13 protein-coding genes, 1 tRNA gene and 3 pseudogenes are annotated in these 17,423 nt (G+C 57.0%); 8 read left to right on the forward strand and 9 right to left on the reverse strand.

Annotated elements, in window-relative coordinates; genetic code table 11:
* Positions 1-870, forward strand: a complete 870-nt coding sequence (locus ACZZZ4_RS22915) for a TauD/TfdA dioxygenase family protein (protein WP_463548859.1) — start codon at positions 1-3, stop codon at positions 868-870.
* A 43-nt stretch (positions 871-913) separates the two neighbouring features.
* Here ACZZZ4_RS22915 and ACZZZ4_RS22920 read toward each other — a convergent pair whose 3' ends face one another.
* From ACZZZ4_RS22920 to ACZZZ4_RS22950, 7 genes and pseudogenes are all read right to left on the reverse strand, one after another.
* Positions 914-1,603 carry a hypothetical protein gene (locus tag ACZZZ4_RS22920; protein ID WP_039762899.1) on the reverse strand — a complete coding sequence of 230 codons (690 nt, stop codon included), beginning with the start codon at positions 1,601-1,603 and terminating at the stop codon, positions 914-916.
* A complete protein-coding gene (locus tag ACZZZ4_RS22925) occupies positions 1,572-2,612 on the reverse strand; it encodes a GSCFA domain-containing protein (protein ID WP_463548860.1) in 1,041 nt (346 codons plus the stop codon). Before ACZZZ4_RS22925 ends, ACZZZ4_RS22920 begins: the two co-directional genes overlap by 32 nt.
* Positions 2,613-2,648: 36 nt before the next feature.
* Complete coding sequence (locus ACZZZ4_RS22930) at positions 2,649-3,164, reverse strand: GNAT family N-acetyltransferase (protein WP_065617339.1); 516 nt, start codon at positions 3,162-3,164, stop codon at positions 2,649-2,651.
* Positions 3,165-3,361: 197 nt separating this feature from the next.
* Positions 3,362-3,673, reverse strand: a pseudogene (locus ACZZZ4_RS22935) (alkyl sulfatase dimerization domain-containing protein); the annotation flags it as partial.
* Positions 3,674-4,035: 362 nt separating this feature from the next.
* A complete protein-coding gene (gene umuC / locus ACZZZ4_RS22940) occupies positions 4,036-5,316 on the reverse strand; it encodes a translesion error-prone DNA polymerase V subunit UmuC (protein WP_463548861.1) in 1,281 nt (426 codons plus the stop codon).
* Positions 5,303-5,734: a LexA family protein gene (locus ACZZZ4_RS22945; protein WP_129999327.1), complete on the reverse strand. Its 432-nt coding sequence runs from the start codon at positions 5,732-5,734 to the stop codon at positions 5,303-5,305. Before ACZZZ4_RS22945 ends, umuC begins: the two co-directional genes overlap by 14 nt.
* Positions 5,735-6,019: 285 nt before the next feature.
* Positions 6,020-6,898 carry a LysR family transcriptional regulator gene (locus ACZZZ4_RS22950; protein ID WP_039762905.1) on the reverse strand — a complete coding sequence of 293 codons (879 nt, stop codon included), beginning with the start codon at positions 6,896-6,898 and terminating at the stop codon, positions 6,020-6,022.
* 155 nt (positions 6,899-7,053) lie between these two features.
* Between ACZZZ4_RS22950 and ACZZZ4_RS22955 the strand changes: the two genes are divergently transcribed.
* From ACZZZ4_RS22955 to ACZZZ4_RS22985, 7 genes and pseudogenes are all read left to right on the forward strand, one after another.
* Positions 7,054-7,479, forward strand: coding sequence for a VOC family protein (locus tag ACZZZ4_RS22955; RefSeq protein ID WP_039762906.1), 426 nt, complete (start codon positions 7,054-7,056; stop codon positions 7,477-7,479).
* A gap of 113 nt (positions 7,480-7,592) precedes the next feature.
* A complete protein-coding gene (locus ACZZZ4_RS22960) occupies positions 7,593-8,849 on the forward strand; it encodes a cation:dicarboxylate symporter family transporter (RefSeq protein WP_039762907.1) in 1,257 nt (418 codons plus the stop codon).
* A 125-nt stretch (positions 8,850-8,974) separates the two neighbouring features.
* Positions 8,975-10,080, forward strand: a pseudogene (locus ACZZZ4_RS22965) (alkene reductase).
* A gap of 78 nt (positions 10,081-10,158) precedes the next feature.
* Positions 10,159-10,902, forward strand: coding sequence for an SDR family oxidoreductase (locus tag ACZZZ4_RS22970; protein ID WP_463548862.1), 744 nt, complete (start codon positions 10,159-10,161; stop codon positions 10,900-10,902).
* 69 nt (positions 10,903-10,971) lie between these two features.
* Positions 10,972-11,352 (forward strand): nuclear transport factor 2 family protein, encoded by a 381-nt coding sequence (locus tag ACZZZ4_RS22975; RefSeq protein ID WP_463548863.1) that lies wholly within the window; start codon positions 10,972-10,974, stop codon positions 11,350-11,352.
* Positions 11,353-11,740: 388 nt separating this feature from the next.
* Positions 11,741-11,815: transfer RNA gene (locus ACZZZ4_RS22980), tRNA-Asn, on the forward strand.
* A 25-nt stretch (positions 11,816-11,840) separates the two neighbouring features.
* Entirely contained in the window at positions 11,841-14,162 is a 2,322-nt protein-coding gene (locus tag ACZZZ4_RS22985; protein WP_463548864.1) for a hypothetical protein, read from the forward strand.
* A 179-nt stretch (positions 14,163-14,341) separates the two neighbouring features.
* On the opposite strand, the gene ACZZZ4_RS22990 is transcribed toward ACZZZ4_RS22985, so the two are convergent.
* Positions 14,342-14,857 (reverse strand): cupin domain-containing protein, encoded by a 516-nt coding sequence (locus ACZZZ4_RS22990; protein WP_463548865.1) that lies wholly within the window; start codon positions 14,855-14,857, stop codon positions 14,342-14,344.
* 105 nt (positions 14,858-14,962) lie between these two features.
* Positions 14,963-17,366 (reverse strand): annotated as a pseudogene (locus tag ACZZZ4_RS22995) (TonB-dependent siderophore receptor).
* Positions 17,367-17,423 lie beyond the last annotated feature (57 nt).

Here is a 17,423-nt window from a genome sequence, read left to right on the forward strand (position 1 = left end):
ATGGATCAGTTGGCACTCAAGGCAATCGAGCGCATCGCCGCCGAACGGCGAGCGCCGTATCAGCACATCACGGTCGAGCGGATCACGCCGATCATCGGCGCCGAGATCGGCGGCGTCGATCTTTCGCAGCCGCTGAGCGACGAGCAGCTCACGGAAATCCGCCGGGCCTTTCTGGAGAACCACGTGGTGGTGTTCCGCGATCAGCACCTGACGGTGGACGAACACAAGGCGTTTGGCCGGCTGTTTGGTGAGCTGCGGGCCCTGCCGGTGGAAGACATCGACGGCGATGACCCGGAGCTGGTGGTGATCCGCGCCAATGCGCAATCGCGCTACGTGGCCGGCGAAACCTGGCACACCGACGGCACCGCCGATCTGGCGCCGTCCATGGGCTCGATGCTGTACGTCAAGGAAACCCCGGCCATCGGCACCGGTGGAGACACGCTGTTCGCCAACATGCACCTGGCGCTGGAAATGCTGTCGCCGACGATGCAGCAGTTTCTCGGCGGATTGACCGCGATCCATGACGGTGCGATTCCGTGGAAGGGCTATGAGGCGCCGGCCAATCTGCCGAAAACCGAACACCCGGTGGTGGTTCGCCACCCGGAAACCGGGCGCAAGTCGCTGTTCGTCAATTCCGGGTTCACCTCGCACATCGTCCAGCTGTCTGACGGTGAAAGCCAGGTACTGTTGAAGATGCTGTTTGACCTAGTCGCCCGCGAACCGGTCGTCAGCTGTCGCGTGCGCTGGGCGCCGAACAGCCTGGTGTTCTGGGACAACCGCTGCACACAGCACCATGCGGTCTGGGATTATTTTCCGCACTCGCGGTATGGCGAGCGGGTGACGATTCTGGGGACGCAGCCCAAGGCTTGAGTCTAAAAAACCGGTGGGAGCGGGTGCCGTTCCCACCGCTCATTCACAGACCTTGTTTGAGCAGTTGCTCGACGATCAACTCGCCGAACGCCAGATTCCCGTGCAACGGGTCATCCACCTCGCAGTACGCCGGAAGCTGAAAACCCAGCTCATCATTCGCCATTGCGCGCACGTCGATCAGCTCGATGCCGAGTCCTTGCAGGCGCTCGATCAGCAGCGCCTGCGCGGCCATGAACACGCGTGGGTCGGACAGCTCCGGCACCCGCTGCGGCGGCAGCACGGCGAACACCTTGAGGTTCAGCGCCCGGGCCTGTTCATAGAACGCCAGCGCAGGCCGGGACAAGGTGTCGATGATGGACTCGAACAGCGGCCCGGTGAGAAAACCTTCGTCGAATTCGCCGTCCGGCGTCTGGTAGCAGGTCCAGTTCGGCGCGGTGGCGAGATAATGCAGGCTTAGGCCTATGGTACTCACCAGCGGCACCCCGACCTTCGCCAGTTGCGGTACTTCGAATGGCTCAAGGGCCTGACGATACAGGCGCTCCATCTCGACGTCCCGAAACACCACGTCATGACGGGTCAGGCTGAAAAAATCCACCGCGAAATCCCGGCCGGTGCCCAGCGGGCCGCCACTCAAAGGCAACTCGCGGGCCTGCGCCGCCTTGCCGATGACCCCGGCATGGGAATCGCCCAGCAGCAGAAACCTAGGCGTAGTAATCGAGCACGGCGTCTTCACAGACAAGCTCCTCACTGGACACGCAGGTGGAGGCAACGCTGGTCGGCGCCTGCAGCGGTTGAACCGCATCGAGCCCGGCGAAAAACTGCCGCATGACAAATGCCACGCCTTCAGGCGTGACCTCCCGCTGGTTGGGTTGGTAGAACGCGCCCTTGAAAGGTGTGCCGGTGATGATTTCGTAGGAGGGGAAATAGTCGACGTCGTGCAGGTCTTCGCACAGCTGCCCGGCAACGGCGCGCAAGACTGATTTGGAATAGGTGGTGGCGCTCAACACATGCTCGCCCGTGGCGGTTGCCGTCAGGGGCACCGGCGACACGGTGAGCAGCAGACGCAGTTGCGGGTTGATCGAACGCATCAATTCAAGCGCCCTGACCATGTCGCCATAGGTGTCCATGAAGCCGAAGTTGCAGAAGCAGTGCAGCTGCGGATCGAAGGTGCCGCGCACGGTGCCGGGGCACACGGGATACACCAGACCGGTCTGGCGGTTCTGCCAGGCTTCGGTCAGGCCCAGGGTGAACACGAACACTTTGGCGCGGCGCAGGGCGGTGCGGATGGCATCGAGGGTGGCTTCGCGCGAGGCGAACAGTGCGTCCTCGCTGGCAAAGCCGTCGGGTTCCACGGCGGGGCGGAACGGGTCGAAGAAACGCCCGTCATGGGCCCAGGTTTCGTCGGGTGGCAGGCTCACCCCGAGCGCCCATTCCAGCCATTGGCACAGCATCGCCGGAGTGTACAGATTGCCGGTGCGAAACGAGAAAACCCCGTAGTTACGGGCCTTGCAGTCGGTTTCGGGCAGTCCGGGCGGGGCCGGTTCGGCATCCAGCCAGTTCATGCCGCGTTCGCCCAGCGCCCGGCCGATGTGCTGGGCGAAACACGAGCCGGCGGTGACGATGGCGTCCTTGTTGCCGATCTCGAATTGTGGCGTCCACAGTTGATCGATGTTCAGCGCGGGCTTGTCCGCCACGGCGGTGCGCCAGAAAGCGCGGGGTGGCAAGCACTGATAAGGGTTCACGAGGAGGGCCTCCTTGGCGGTCGCTGATAAAACCGGTCAGCTGATTTGATAGCGGTAGATCAGGTCGTCAAACCACCGATCTCCAATCTGATAGGCCTGCGGCACGCGGCGCTCGAATACAAACCCGCATTTCTCCAAAACCTTGCATGACGCGATATTACCGTCGGTCACGGTCGACTCCAACGAGTCCAGGCCGATGTCCGCGGCATAGTCGATGATCGCCTGCCGCGACTCGGTGCCAAAGCCTTTGCCCTGATGCTCGGGCAACAGCAGGCAACCCACCTCGGCATGCCCCGGCGAGAGGATGCGGAATCCGGTCACACCCAATTCCTGCCCGCTGGCCCTGTCGATCACCACCAGACACAACCAGTGATCCGACTGCGGCCCCCAGGCCGGAAGCCGATGCTCGAAGCCTTTGCGCACCTGGTCCTCAGCGATTTCACCGAACACATACTGCATGGTTTGCGGCTCGGAATGCAGCCTGAGGAACAGCGGCCAGTCGGATTCGACCATCGTGCGCAGGTCCAGGCGTTGCGTGGTGAGCTCAAGCATCCGCAGCTCCTTGCAAGGGCGGAAAGGGAAGACAGTTTTTTACTGGGTGCGGCGCGAAAGATCAATGATGAAGCGAATTTGCGCTGGTGCGCTGTCGGCCGTCAGCCGACAGCCGACAGCCGACAGCCGACAGCCGACAGCGCTAGCCTATTCCATGGACTTTTTACAGATCAGTGTGGTTGTTTCACGCCCTTAATCGGCGGGCCGTTGCGCAGCTCCATGGCCGCGGTCAGGTAGCTGTTGCGCCAGGTCGCCGACTCCGCCTGATAGCCCATTTGCTCGAATGCGCAGGCCAGCAACTCCTTGGCGGCCGTGTCGTCGGGTTTGGCGAGCACGGCCTGATCCAGCAGTTCGGCGACCCACCGGTATTCGCCCTTGTCGTAGGCCACGCGGGCGGCTTCAAGCACTTTGGCGTTACCTCCCATCTATTCGACGTAGCGCTTTGCCGATTCCTTGGGCACTAGAGGATTCAAGTGGGCGGGGTTGCCATCGTAGGCGCCCAGGTACTGAGGTATGGGCATCAACCGGAAGATGGGCTACAGACCCTATCTCGTACCCACGGTGGTTTGTTCTCACAGGGGCGACTAGCGTCCTGGGTGGGGGAATCTTTCTTTGGATCAAGCAATACCAGCGTCTCAGGGTGCTGAGCAAGAGCAATGGGAGTTGATCGACGGTATGACCGAAGCGTTCAGTAAGGCTACTAAAGACCTTGATCAGCTGTGACGCTTCGTTAGCCATCTGCTCACAATAACGCCAATGTAGATCCGCTAAGGAATGGCCAGCGACGGCAATCGCCTAGTGTCCGCTTTGGCCGTAAGCAGCCGTTCAAGGCTGCTCGTTTCTGCGGCGCTGTATGCCCATCTTGTAGTCGCTACTTGGCTCTGACCGTCCACAGCTGATCTAGCTTCGTCGTGTAACTCTGACTCATCAGCTCCCGACGCATTGCCCAATCAGGGGCGGCAGGCACGCTGGCTAAACGCAGCACTCCCTTTCCCCAGCGGCCATTTATCTCATCCAGAACGCTCATCACCTTGTCCGCTATCACGGGTTGCGAATGGGCGAACAGGTCATCGGTGAATTCGCCGGGTTGTCGCAAATCCATCAGCAGCACTTCCGCCTTGCTGTATTTGTAGCCGGGACGAAAGAGACGATTGACCGCTTCGGTCGCAGCCTTCGTCATCAGCCGCACGTCGTTGGTCGGGTATGGCAACTCCACCAAGGCGCCATTCGCATATTTCGCTTCGTCAGGGTTGAACATGCCGGTGCGTATGCTCACGCGGATCTTCTTGCACAGCGAGTTTTGCGCTCGGAGCTTTTCCGCCGCGCGTTGGGTGTAGGTGGCGACGGCCTCCTTTATCGGCTCAATTTGTGTCAGCCGCATACCGAACATTCTGCTGCAGCAAATCTCCTGCTTCGGTGGGTCAGCTTCCCCTAGTTCTAGACATGGTGTACCGGCCAGCTCGCGAGCAGTCTTCTCGATCACCACGCTGAATTTCTGGCGAAGCATCCACGGATCGGCTTTTGCCAAGTCCATCGCGGTCTTAATGCCCATCGTTTCCAGGTGAGCCTTCATCCGCTTGCCAATGCCCCAGACTTCGCCGACATCGGTGTTGCGCAGCGTCCAGTCCCGTTTGAACGGATCGCAGAGATCGACCACACCGCCGGTGATATCCAGCAGCCTTTTGGCGGTATGGTTTGCGAGCTTCGCCAGCGTCTTGGTGCCGGCAATACCCACCCCGACTGGAATGCCTGTGCGCTTGAGAAGGGTGGAGCGCATGTGCCTGCCGAACGCGGACAGATCTCCAGGCATGCCAGTCAAATCAGCAAATGCTTCATCAATGCTGTAGACCTCAAGTGCCGGCACCATCGATTCGATGATCGTCATGACGCGCTCGCTCATGTCACCGTACAGAGCGTAATTGCTGCTGAATGCCACCACGCCATGCCGGCGTAGATGGTCTTTGATCTGGAAGTACGGCTGGCCCATCTTCACGAAAGGCTTGGCGTCGTAGCTACGCGCGATCACACAGCCGTCGTTGTTGGACAGCACCACAATAGGTGTCTTGGCGAGGTCCGGTCTAAAGACTCGCTCGCAGCTCGCGTAAAACGAGTTGCAGTCGATCAGGGCGAAGACAGGCTCACGTGTTGTCATGATCGCGCACGCTGTATTTCACAACGCCCCAGATCACAAGCTCATCGCCTTCCATGACATGTCTCGCCGGATATCTTGGGTTCTCTGACACAAGCATCACGGCGTTCTCGCGCAGAAGCAGGCGCTTGCAGAACGGTTCCGAATTCAACGCGGCGATAACGATATCGCCACTGACCGCCTCGATGCTCCGATCGACGATCACCATATCCCCGGAATAGATACCCGCGCCTTGCATACTGTCTCCATCTATCTTTACCAGGTACACGTGCGGCGCCCGGATATCGAACAGCTCATCCAGGGAAATGTGCTTTTCGATATGATCAGCCGCAGGAGAGGGGAAGCCCGCTGGTACCTTGGATGAATAAAGTGGCAGCTTCTTACCGCCAGTAGCGAGTGGGCCGAGGAGGGTGATGCTCATGATGCAAGCCTTAGGAGGTTAACTGTACGTACATACAGTTAACGATTTGGTTCGCTTGCGGTCAATCTCAGAGGCACGACAATTCGACGGGTGACAGCATGTGCGGACGCTACTCGATCTACGAGTCCATGGATCACTCTCTTAAGGAGCTTGCGCCAAAGCGTTGGTGATCAATGGCTATGACCTATGACCAAAAGCACGGCGCTTCGACAGTTGAATCTTGGCTGAGCAAGTGATTTGGTGATTGAGTGAAAAAGGGCCCTGTAGGGCCTTTTTTTGAGGCTCTTATTTGGAGATTGCTGTTACCTGATCACTAATAAGCTGAGCCAAAATTCGCACAGGCTCCGTAAAACTCTGTCGAGACCTATGCACCAGCCCGATATCCCGGTGAAAGGTGTGTTGTCCCAAATCGATCGCTCGTACGCCTGCGGGCCATTCCTGTTGGAATTCCGTCTGTGGCACCAGCGCTATGCCTACACCTTTTTCAACCAGCTTGATGATGGCCTCCAGTTCATCCAGTTCGCAAACTTCCTGCAAGGTGAAATGCATCTGCCGCAGGAAACGATCGACCTGCCTGCCGCCGAAGGATGATCGGTCATAGCGAATGAATGGCTGGCTGGACAGCAGTTCCGACCAGTCTTCTCCCTCTAGGTCACGTGGCACGATCAGTCGGTAGGGCTCTAGCGCCAATGTCGTCCAGCGCAGGTCACTTTGGAGGGAGAAGGGCGGGCGAATGATGACGGCCATGTCGATCTCGCCGGCGTCGACGAGGTTCACCATCTCCATTGAAAGGCCTGGGATGACACGTGTGCGGCACTGCGGACACTGTTTGTGAAACTTCGCAAGCGCATCGGGCAAATAGGAGCGCTGCACGGACGCGATCGCACCGATGTTGACCAGCACGCTGGGAGGCTCGCCCGGCGCTGTAGAGCCCAGATTGTCATAAAGTCTCAGCAGCTCCTGCGCCTGCAGAAGTATCTGGTGGCCCATTTTGTTGAGATGGGCAGAGCGTCCTTTCCTGTCGAAAATTTCGAACCCGAGCTCGGCTTCCAGGCGCTGGATTTGCGCGCTCACAGCAGCCTGAGTCAGGCCGATCTTGTTGCCAGCAGCGGCGAATGTGCCTTCCCGCGCCACAGCAATGAGTGTCTTCAGTTCTTTGATCATTCACAAATATTAATTGTGTTTCTAAGAAATATATATTGTTTTTTATGTTTGGCTTCCCGTCCTACGATGTTTCCCATCCCCCGGCAAACGGCTTAATCCAGAGAGTCAATGACGGTGGAAATGTTCGCCAACCAACAAAAATATTTGGAGTACTGATGAGCCTCTCGCCATTCCACCTCGCAATCCCTGTTTACGACCTGGCTGCAGCTCGCACCTTTTACGGTGAGGTTTTTGGTCTTGAAGAAGGGCGCTCCAGCACGCAGTGGGTAGATTTCGATTTTTATGGTCACCAACTGGTGATTCACGAACATCCAAAAACCGCTTCGCAGGAAAGCGTGCATAGCAATCCAGTTGACGGACACGATGTTCCAGTTCCGCACTTCGGCATCATTTTAGGTTGGGAACAGTGGGAAGCACTGGCCGAACGTCTGAAGTCGTTTGGTACTGAATTCGTGATTGAGCCGTACATTCGTTTCAAAGGCCAAGTGGGCGAGCAAGCCACCATGTTTTTGTTTGATCCGTGCGGCAACGCTCTTGAGTTCAAGGCTTTCAAGGATATGAGCCAGCTCTTCGCCAAGTAACAACAGCCATGGCACAACGGCGTTGTGCCATTTGATCTCAAATGAGCTGGAAGCTCATGACTCTAGCAACTGCGAATAGACGCAGACCTTTCACTCCAACAAAAAGGCTAGACATGAAACGTATTCCCTTGGTGTGGCAAATCGTTGCCGGGCTGTTGCTTGGCGTGCTTGTCGGTTGGTACTTCAATACGCATCCGCATTATCAGACATGGGTGAGTTCGGAGATCCTCAAACCGCTCGGAGATATCTTCATCAAGATGATGAAGATGGTGGTTGTACCGATTGTGTTCTGTTGCATGATTCTGGGCATCGCAGGCGGTGGCGATAACAAATCGTTTGGCCGCATGGGGATAAAATCGCTGGGCTATTTTTTTGCAATTACGGCCTTGGCCATTGTCATAGGCTTATGTTTCGCCAATGTTTTCGAGCCGGGGACGGGCACCGACATTTCCGGTATTTCGCACGGTACCGCATCGATCGCTCTGGAGCCGTCCAAAGGCGCATTAGTCATCTTGCAGAACATCGTCCCTGACAATGTGCTGGTTGCCATGTCAGAAGCGAAGTTGCTGTCAGTACTGTTTTTTGCAGTGTTGCTGGGCCTGGCATTGAATGCTCTACCCGAAGACAAAAGCGCACCTTTCATTGCGATGATTCAGAGCCTTTCCGATGCGATGTTCAAGGTTGTTTCAATCGTCATGGCCTACGCACCGATCGGTGTGTTTGGAATGATCGGCGCGACCGTGGCGACGTTTGGTTTCGCCTCATTGTTGCCATTGCTCAAGCTAATAGGGGTGGTGTATTTGGCGCTGATAGTTTTCGCGTTGGTGATACTCGGCGGCATTTGCTATTTGATTGGAGAAAACATTTTCAAGTTGATCCGGTACTTTCGCAATGAGCTGATTCTGGCGTTTTCGAGTGCCGCGTCAGCCGCCGTCATGCCGCAGTTGATGACGCGATTGGAGAACTACGGTGTACCGCGTCGGATCGTCAGTTTTGTGGTGCCGGTGGGTTATGCGTTCAACCTGGATGGCGCATCGATTTTTCTCGGTGTGGCGACGATTTTCGTGGCGCAACTCTATGGCATCGATCTGACGTTATCGCAGCAGATTCTGTTAGTGGTAACGATGGTGCTGACTTCGAAGGGCGCGGCAGGGGTGCCGGGTTTTGCCATCATCATTTTGTCCGCGACATTGGCGTCTGCCGGATTGCCACTGGAAGGCGTGGCGTTGATTGCCGGCATTTTCAGGATCATCGACAGCGGCACCACTACGCTGAATGTGCTGGGTAATGCCATCGCACCGCTGGTGATTGCGAAGTGGGAAAGGGTGCAACTGGAACCTGCGCGGGCTCAACCAGCGTCTAGCGTCTAGTCGTTCATCAGATACTGAGCAAGGTCACTAGCCGACCGGACTGATCACAAGCAAGCGCCTGCTGGCATAGGGGCGGTTTTTTTAAGCCTTTAACTAGACGACCGGTCTATTCATTTGGAGTTTTTATGATTGATATTGCCGCAGACACCGACCTGTTTTCCCCCATGACGATGGGGGCGATGCAACTGGCTAACCGAATTGTCATGGCGCCAGTGACTCGCAGTCGAATGGCTGACGACGGCGTGCCGAACGAAATGCATGCCACTTATTACGCCCAGCGGGCCAGCGCGGGCCTGATCATCGCCGAGGCCACGAACATTTCTGCTCAGGGGCGTGGCTATGCCATGACGCCCGGTATCTGGTCCGAGGAGCAGGTGGCAGGCTGGAAAAAGTCACTGACGCAGTGCATGCGGCCGGCGGGAAAATCGTCAGCCAGTTATGGCACGTAGGTCGCTTCTCCAGCGTTGAGTTGCAGCCAAACGGCGAAGCGCCGGTCGCGCCCTCAGCAATCAAGGCCGAAGGTACGACCTATACCAACAATGGCATGATCGAAGTGTCCATGCCTCGGGCGCTTGAGACTTCAGAGATCCCGGGGATCATCGAGCAGTACAGGCATGCGGCAGAAAATGCCAAGCGAGCCGGTTTCGACGGTGTGGAAGTCCATTCAGCCAACAGTTATCTCCTCGACCAATTCCTGCGTGATTCCACCAACCAGCGGACTGACCAGTACGGCGGCTCTATCGAAAATCGGACACGACTGACACTTGAAGTCACCGAAGCCGTGGTCGCAATTTGGGGCAGTGACCGGGTCGGCATCCGCCTTTCACCAGTAACTCCTGATGCAGGTAACACGCCTCCAGACAGCAACGTCATGGCGACCTACGGTCACCTCATTCAGCAGTTGAACAGATTCAACTTGGCCTATCTGCATTTCGTCGAAGGCGCGACAGCCACCTCTCGTACCGTTCCTGAAGGAGTGGATCTGGACGCGCTGAGTGCGCAGTTCGAAGGGCCGTACATTGGCAACAACAACTATGACCTGGAAATGGCGCGGGAGCGCAGGGCGCAAGGGCGGATTGATGCCGTGGCGTTTGGTCGATTGTTCATTGCCAACCCCGATTTGGTAGAGCGCCTGCGTCGGGGTCTCGAGCTGAGCATAGCGCCGCGCGAGAGTTATTACGGCGGAGGCGCCAAGGGCTACATCGATTGGCCAACGGCCAACTCCAATTAATTGGAGATTCCCTTTGCGTCAGTTCGGCGCGGGGAGGCTTCGTCGCGAAAAATTTCGCCGCACAAGAGGTACTCAAATATGAATTATCTGCAAAACAAGGTTGCCATCGTCACTGGCGCGTCTTCCGGCATTGGTGCTGCCACCACCCGCGCGTTGGCCGCGCATGGCGCTCGCGTCGTGGCAGCGGCACTCGATCAGAGCGGGTTGGAATCGTTTGTTGCCGAGCTGCGTGAGGCCGGGAGCGACGTGGTCGCTTTCACCACAGACGTTACCCATCTGGATCAAACCAAAGCGCTCACGAAGTTTGCACAAGATACCTATGGCGCAGTGGACATCCTGGTCAACAACGCCGGCCTGATGCTCTTTTCCAACTGGGTCGATCTGGCCGTGCAGGATTGGGAAAAGATGATCGATGTGAACATCAAGGGCTACCTCAACACTATTGCTGCTGCATTGCCATTCATGCTCGAACAGAAAACCGGGCAGATTCTCAACATGGACTCCGTTGCAGGTCACCGGGTCGGCCCGGCGGCGGGTGTTTACAGCGCAACCAAGTTTTTCGTCCAGGCCATGACCGAATCCATGCGAAAGGAGTTGGGTGTGCAGCATGGCATCCGCGTCAACACCGTCAGCCCAGGCGTGATCAATACCGGCTGGGCGGACAAGGTCAGTGATCCTGAAGGGCGTAAGGCTGCCCAAGAGCTGAACCGGATTGCCATTGCGCCGGACGATATTGCCCGCGCAGTGATATACGCGCTCAACCAACCGGAAAATGTCACCGTCAACGATTTGATCATCTCGCCGACTCGCCAGGATTGGTAATTGTCGTTTGAGTTTTCCGTGCCCGAGTGACCAAAAGGGTCACCGGCAACATGCAACCAGGAGTACATCATGAGCAATCCAACTTACGTCCAGGAATACAACGCGATCGTTGCTGTTCTGAGTCAATACAACGAAGGTGGTGCCAAGGCTGATAGCACTGTGATGAAGCCCGCGTTCAGCGAGCAAGCAACCATGTTTGGCGTCGACGGCGACAAGCTCGTCGGCGGCGCGATCCAGAATCTGTACGACGTCATCGACAACTCTTTCCGCCCATCTCCCGAGGCCAAAGCCGCGATCGTTCGCATCGACATCGTAGGCACTGCCGCCAGTGCGCGCGTTGATACTGACAATGTTTCGGGATATCGATTCACCGACTTCTTCAATCTGCTGAAGGTAGAAGGCAAGTGGACGATCGTCAGCAAGATTTACCACACCCATCCGACCACTTGAGCATTTGAGCGCGTTTGGCGACGCTGCTGATCCCTCGGGCAGACAACGTAACGCTGCTTGCCAGCCCGACCTATCATGCGGACTATGGGGTTGGAGCTTGGCAAATCGGAGCTGAATCAGAAGGGGAGGCGCTGTGGGTCGAGATCAAACGTATTCTGACTGCGGTACCAATCGCGGCCGCTCCAGCCCGTACAATTGCTATTGGAACGGCGAAGTAATCGATTGCGCACAGTAGCGCTAAACTCGCTGACAATCCCGCAACCCGAAATAAAGTCATCGGTCTCTAGGCGTATTGGTTCGCGACGCCGGTGAGACCGTTCAGGTTCACAAGCGTCAATGTTTTCGATCTTCACAATCGTCCAGCGCTGGTGGACAATCCGCGCTCTGTTCCGGGGTAGTTCAGCGGTAGAACACTCGGCTGTTAACCGGGTGGGCGCTGGTTCGAATCCAGCCCCCGGACCCACAACATCGCAGGCACGGACGGACTCATGCCCAAGAACGATAGGAAATCGAATGCAAATGCCGGCATAGGTGCCGGCTGTGCAGCCTTTCAACTGTCTCGGGCACTCGCTGCATCGGGCCTCGATAATAACGGACGGACGAGCAAGCGCATCGAGCGCTGGCGCAATGTAATCGAGCACATATTGCAGGGATCCGCGTCGTATGGCTCACGAACTCCATTCGCGGATGTGCCTGAGTGGATCACGCTGGAAGTCGTCACGGGAGGTTTCGCCACTGGGCAGTTCATGGCCGGCGGTGCACTGACCGAGTACGAGCGACAGCTGGCTGCTTCGATTCCAGGTATCCGTCCTGGCTTCGAGCGACTTGATCTCAACACTTGGCACCTTACGGAGGAGGGGATTGAGGTACTGCAAACTAAGCTGGCGAGCGGGGATTATCGAATCGAGGTGCCCGAAGAAGCTGCACTGCTGACGGTGGCCTGGTTGCTGGGGCAGCAACGTCAAGAGACCGCATGGGACCTGGTTGAAGCGATAGCGCCTTTCTTTCAACAGCTGCGATTCTTTCCGATGGCTTCTGACGGTTTGCCGCTTTCAACAGCTCAAGTGCAGGTTTTTACTGTTGGGGATGTCAGAGCCGTGCTTTCAAATCGCCCGGCACAGGCGCGCGTGGCAGTGCAGAAGCATGTCGTGGAAACTCGTTTACCGCTTTACGATTCGGCGGTGTCGCTGTTCCTTGTAACGTATCAGGATGATTGGCCTTGTCGCCGGTACCCCGAGGGCTGGTTCGAGCAGGCGAAAATTCTGAAGCGGCAGTTCGATGCTTCTTGCCCCAGCGCTTCAGGTGAAGCTGAAAGCTCAAGGGATCGAGTAGGGGAGTTGTTTGCACTGCTGGGGAGTTGCGCTAGCGATGCGGCGTCGCTTACGGGACGGCAAGTCGGACGAATTCGCAGGATCGTCGACGATTTCGTAAGCAAGCATGGTCATCCCGAATCCGAATCTCATCAAATGCACAGAGAGTCTCAATGCAGTCACGTGTCCTCACCCGGGCACCATCTATTTGCTAAAGCGGTTGCCGCACGTCTGAGCAGGTATCCCGGTTCGGACGGAGTTTCCGACTTTTCATCTCTGTTGCAACCCGTTACCTGCGAAGAAGCGACCGCACATTCGCTGTTAACAGGTATCGGCATTCCTCCTGATATTCGTCGACGCGTCGAGCGGTGTCGAAAGGGCACAATTGCTGAGTTGATCGAGAAGGGATTGATTACATCTGGCGATACCGTGGCGCGTCTGCTTCCAGCGATAACGGCTGAGCTCTGCAGCGCAGGATTTCGCGATACGTCGCTGCGGATGCTGTCTGTCGCAACCTATCGCGCCTTTCGACAACGCCGATCATTGTTGCTATTGGATCTGCAAACCCAGGTCAAAATGAAGGAATTGCCGTGGGTGGCGGCTGTTGAAGACCAGCGAGAAACGGACGAGGTGGTCGCTGAGGCAGCGAAACACTTCCTGATCCAATCCGCAGCAATGACTCTTTGCGCTTTTCCTCAAGCGATCCTGCCCAACAAACTCATTCAGGAATTTGCTGCGCTTGCTGCGATGGCCAAGCTGGATCTGCCTTTTGTTGAAGAAGTCGCCTCGGACATTTTCATGGGCGCTTTCTCCAACAAGTACACAAAAGCTGCCAGGCAGGCGGCATCGTTGATAGGTGGCTCGCTATACGCCAATTACTACGACATCGACGCAGACCAACTGGTGAGCCTTCCCGATCAGCCGAAATCCAGGCGTAAAAGGTTTGCCAGGCCTGACGCTAGTTCCAGTGACGCATTGGCCAGATTGTGCTCCCAGCGGGCTGATGAGGGCCCGGGGACATGGCGACCGGCGACTAACGGGAAGATCATCGAGCAACAACAGATCCTGACGACGCAAAACCTTGCGCTGTTGTTTGGTGAGCTCGGGTTGAAGGCGCTGTTGCAGCATCGCCTGGCTTCGATGGCCGAGGAATGCTTCAGATGGATATGCGTACGCCAACAGATGAAATTGCGCCTTTATCACAGCAGCATGGCGATGATTAAGAATACGGCCTATGCCTGGCGGCAGATGGTGTTTTATCTAGCGATGCTCGGTGAGGAAGAAAGGCAATACGCAGTCGCGAGTATCGAAGCTCATTTCGCGAAACAGCCTGGTGCGTTTCGTGAAAGGTTTCTGCCGGCGATTACGGGACTGCGAATTGCAGCTTCTGGAGCTCCTTTGACGGAGGCTCGCCAAGGAAGTGAAGGGGCTCGGGTTTTCCTCGGATGGACCACCGAGCGACATTGGTTGTTGAAGCTGCGAGCGAACGGCATCGGTTAGGCGATGACTTCAAGAGGTGCTGCAGTTGGCTAAGAGTCAAGGCCACTCACATACATCATTTAACATAATATACATTACACGCAACAAAGTATTACAAGATTAGCGCGGTCGCCCGAGAGATTTGAAGCTGCGTTGCCGCTTCAAAACCAGCTTTCCCTACAACCTGCATTCTCCAACTCTCATCCATCATCACGCGTCAGCTTTTCGATCAGCGCTCGATGCTGCGGAAACTGCGTCGTCAGTTTTGTGCGATCACCGATTTCCATATCGGCAAAATCAAACCCAGGCGAAACCGCTTCGCTGATCAAGCCAAAGCCGTTCGAGCCTTCCAGTAATCGAGAGGCTTTCCAAATTCCACCCGATACGTGCAATTGCAATTGCTGGCCTGCCAAAACATCGCTGCCCATTACCAGCGTTTGCAGTGAGCCGTCAGCGTGGCTCAGGTGGTATTCGATGGCGTCGCCCAACTGGAAATAATGCAGGATGTCGGACTGGTTGAAATGAAACTGGCCCACCGGCGATTGCTCAGTGAGCAGATAGTAGATCGAAGTCAATAGATATCGCGGGCCTCTCTGCGTTTCGAGGTAATCACGGTGATCAGCTTGATAGGTTCTGCGGTAATAACCGCCCTCGACATGAGGCTGTAGATTCAGCGCAGCAATCACATCTGTAGCATTCGGCTTACGCTGAATCATGGCCTTCCCCGGGATGTTGCCCGTATTTTTGTTTAGCTCAACTAAACGGTCATTTAGTGGAGTTAACGTATTCTTGGCGACATTCGACGATTTTCCCCCACTCCACTAAAAATCCACCGTTGCCGACAGCAGATACGTTCGCGGCGTCGAAAGCGTCAACCCCGGCTCACTGTCATCCGATGCACCCGCCGAACTCCAATAGCGTTTATCCAGCACGTTTTCGACGTTGGCGCGCAAGGTAATGGTCTTCTCATCCAGTTTGAAAGCATAGCGTGTGCCTACGTCGAACCGTTCCCAGGAGTCGATTTCTTTGTCATTCGACTGATCCAGATACTGCGAACTCGAGTAAATCCCGCGACTGGTCAGGGTCAGCCCCTGCACGTTTGGCAAATCCCACTCCGCGCCAAGGTTGACGTTGTATTTGGGTGTCGCCGGTGCGCGATTGCCGTCGAACGTGCCGTTGGTGGTCTGGCTCAGTTCGCTATCGATGTACATCACACCGCCGAGCAACCTGAAGCCTTTGAGCGGTTCGCCGAACACGCTCAGTTCCACGCCGTTGTTCTCGCGCTTGCCGTTCGGGCCGAAGACTCGCGTGGTGGCGTTGGTTTCGTACGCCGGTTGTTTAATGCGGAACACCGCTGCCGTCAGCGCGTATGCGCCCGCGTCGTACTTGGCGCCGACTTCGACCTGGCGGCTGATGAATGGCGGGAAGATTTCGTCTTCGTTGATTGACGTTGATGGCGCGATCTTGCCTTGGCTCAGACCCTCCATGTAGTTGGCGTACAGCGAAAGTTTGTCGGTTGCCTTGAACAGAATTCCGCCCGACGGCGAGACTTTTTCCTCATCGTAAGCCGTGTCGCCCTTGATGCCGTCGCTCCAGTCATCGACTTTGACCCGCTGCCAGCGCGCGCCCAAAGTCAGCAACAGGCGATCGTCGAAGAAACCGAGCGTGTCGGACAAGGCCACGCCGCTGAAGCGGTTCTCTGTGTAGACCTTGGCGTCATTGCGGGTCGGCGTGCCGGGTCTGGCGATTTCCACCGGGTCGTAGAGATTACTGCGCCCGGCCGCGTAACGGGCGCCGCCGTTTTCGAAGTCCATATAAAAGTAGTTGGCCGCCAGGTTCACCTCATGGCTGACCGGCCCGGTCTGGAACCAGTTACGCACCCCAGCGGTAGCCGTACGAACGTTTTCGTCGCGGGTGAAATCTCGCGGCTGGACGCTAAAGTCACCGGCATCGTTGGTCACCGAAACAGCATGGCGCAAGAAGTCGTGATTGCTTTTGCGTGCGCCGACGCCGCCATACAGCATCACCGAATCGCTGACATCGAACTCGCCGTTGACCGTGCCGAACGTGTCTTTGGTGCGCGCCTGGCTCCAGGGTTGCGCATAGTTGTCGCGCACATCATTGGCGTTCGGCACCTTGGCATTGGCGGCGACTTGCACGCGTTCTTGCGGTGCGTCGGTGTCGCGCTCGGTGTGGCCGATATCGGTGGAAAGTCGCAAGCGTTCACCACGGAAATCCAGACCGACTACTGCCATGTCGCGATCGACACTCTGATGATCCCATTCGGTATCCCCGGACTGTTTAACCCCGTTGAAGCGCACCCCGAACTGATTGTCTTCGCCAAAGCGCCGACCGACATCCACCGCGCCGCCGACCTGGTTGTTCGAGGCGTAATTGGTCGTCAGCGAGGTAATCGGCTTGTCAGCCGCGCGTTTCGGCACGACGTTGATCCCCCCTCCTACACTGCCCCGTGGCGAAATCCCGTTGATCAATTGGCTTGGGCCTTTGAGGATGTCGACGCGATCAGCCATTTCCATGTCGATGGTGTACGTCGGCAAAATTCCGTAAAGGCCGTTGTAGGAAACGTCGCTGTTGAACAAGCTGAAACCACGGATGGTGAATTGCTCGTAGCGGCCACCGGCCGGGTTGGTTGCGCGTACCGAAGGGTCGCTGCCGATCAGGTCGCCCAGCGTGCGCGCCTGTTGGTTTTTCACCGTTTCGCTGGTGTAAGTGGTCATGCTGAACGGGGTTTCCATGAAATCCCCGGAGCCCAGCAGCCCTTGCGAGCCACGCCGTGCGACCTGACCGCCGGCAAACACGTCGGCATCCGCCGAGTCGCTCGCGCCAAGAATCGAGGTAGGCGCAAGCTGCAAGGTGCTGCCTTCTGCCGCAGGCACCAGCGTATAAGCCTGATCGCCGACCGGCTGCAGCTGCAAACCAGAGCCCAGCAACAACCGGCTGAACCCCTCCTCCACGCCATATTCACCGGACAAACCATTGCTGTTGCGGCCGCTGACCAGTGCCGGATCCACCGACAGATTGACCCCGGCGAGACCGGCGAGAACGCGTCAGCGCCGCACTCAGGCTACCGGCCGGCACCTGATAACTGCGGCGGCTGCCGTCGTCGGCCCAGCTCGATTGGATCAACACGGGGCTGGCACTCAGGCTCAGCAAAAGGCTCAACTGCAACAACGGACGCAAACGACCTGGAAATACTGCGGGCATTGGAAGAAGCTCTCGATTTTGTTCACTTGCCTGGAATGACCAGCGAGGCGAAAAAAG

The sequence above is a fragment of the Pseudomonas sp. AC252 genome (genome assembly GCF_979258105.1).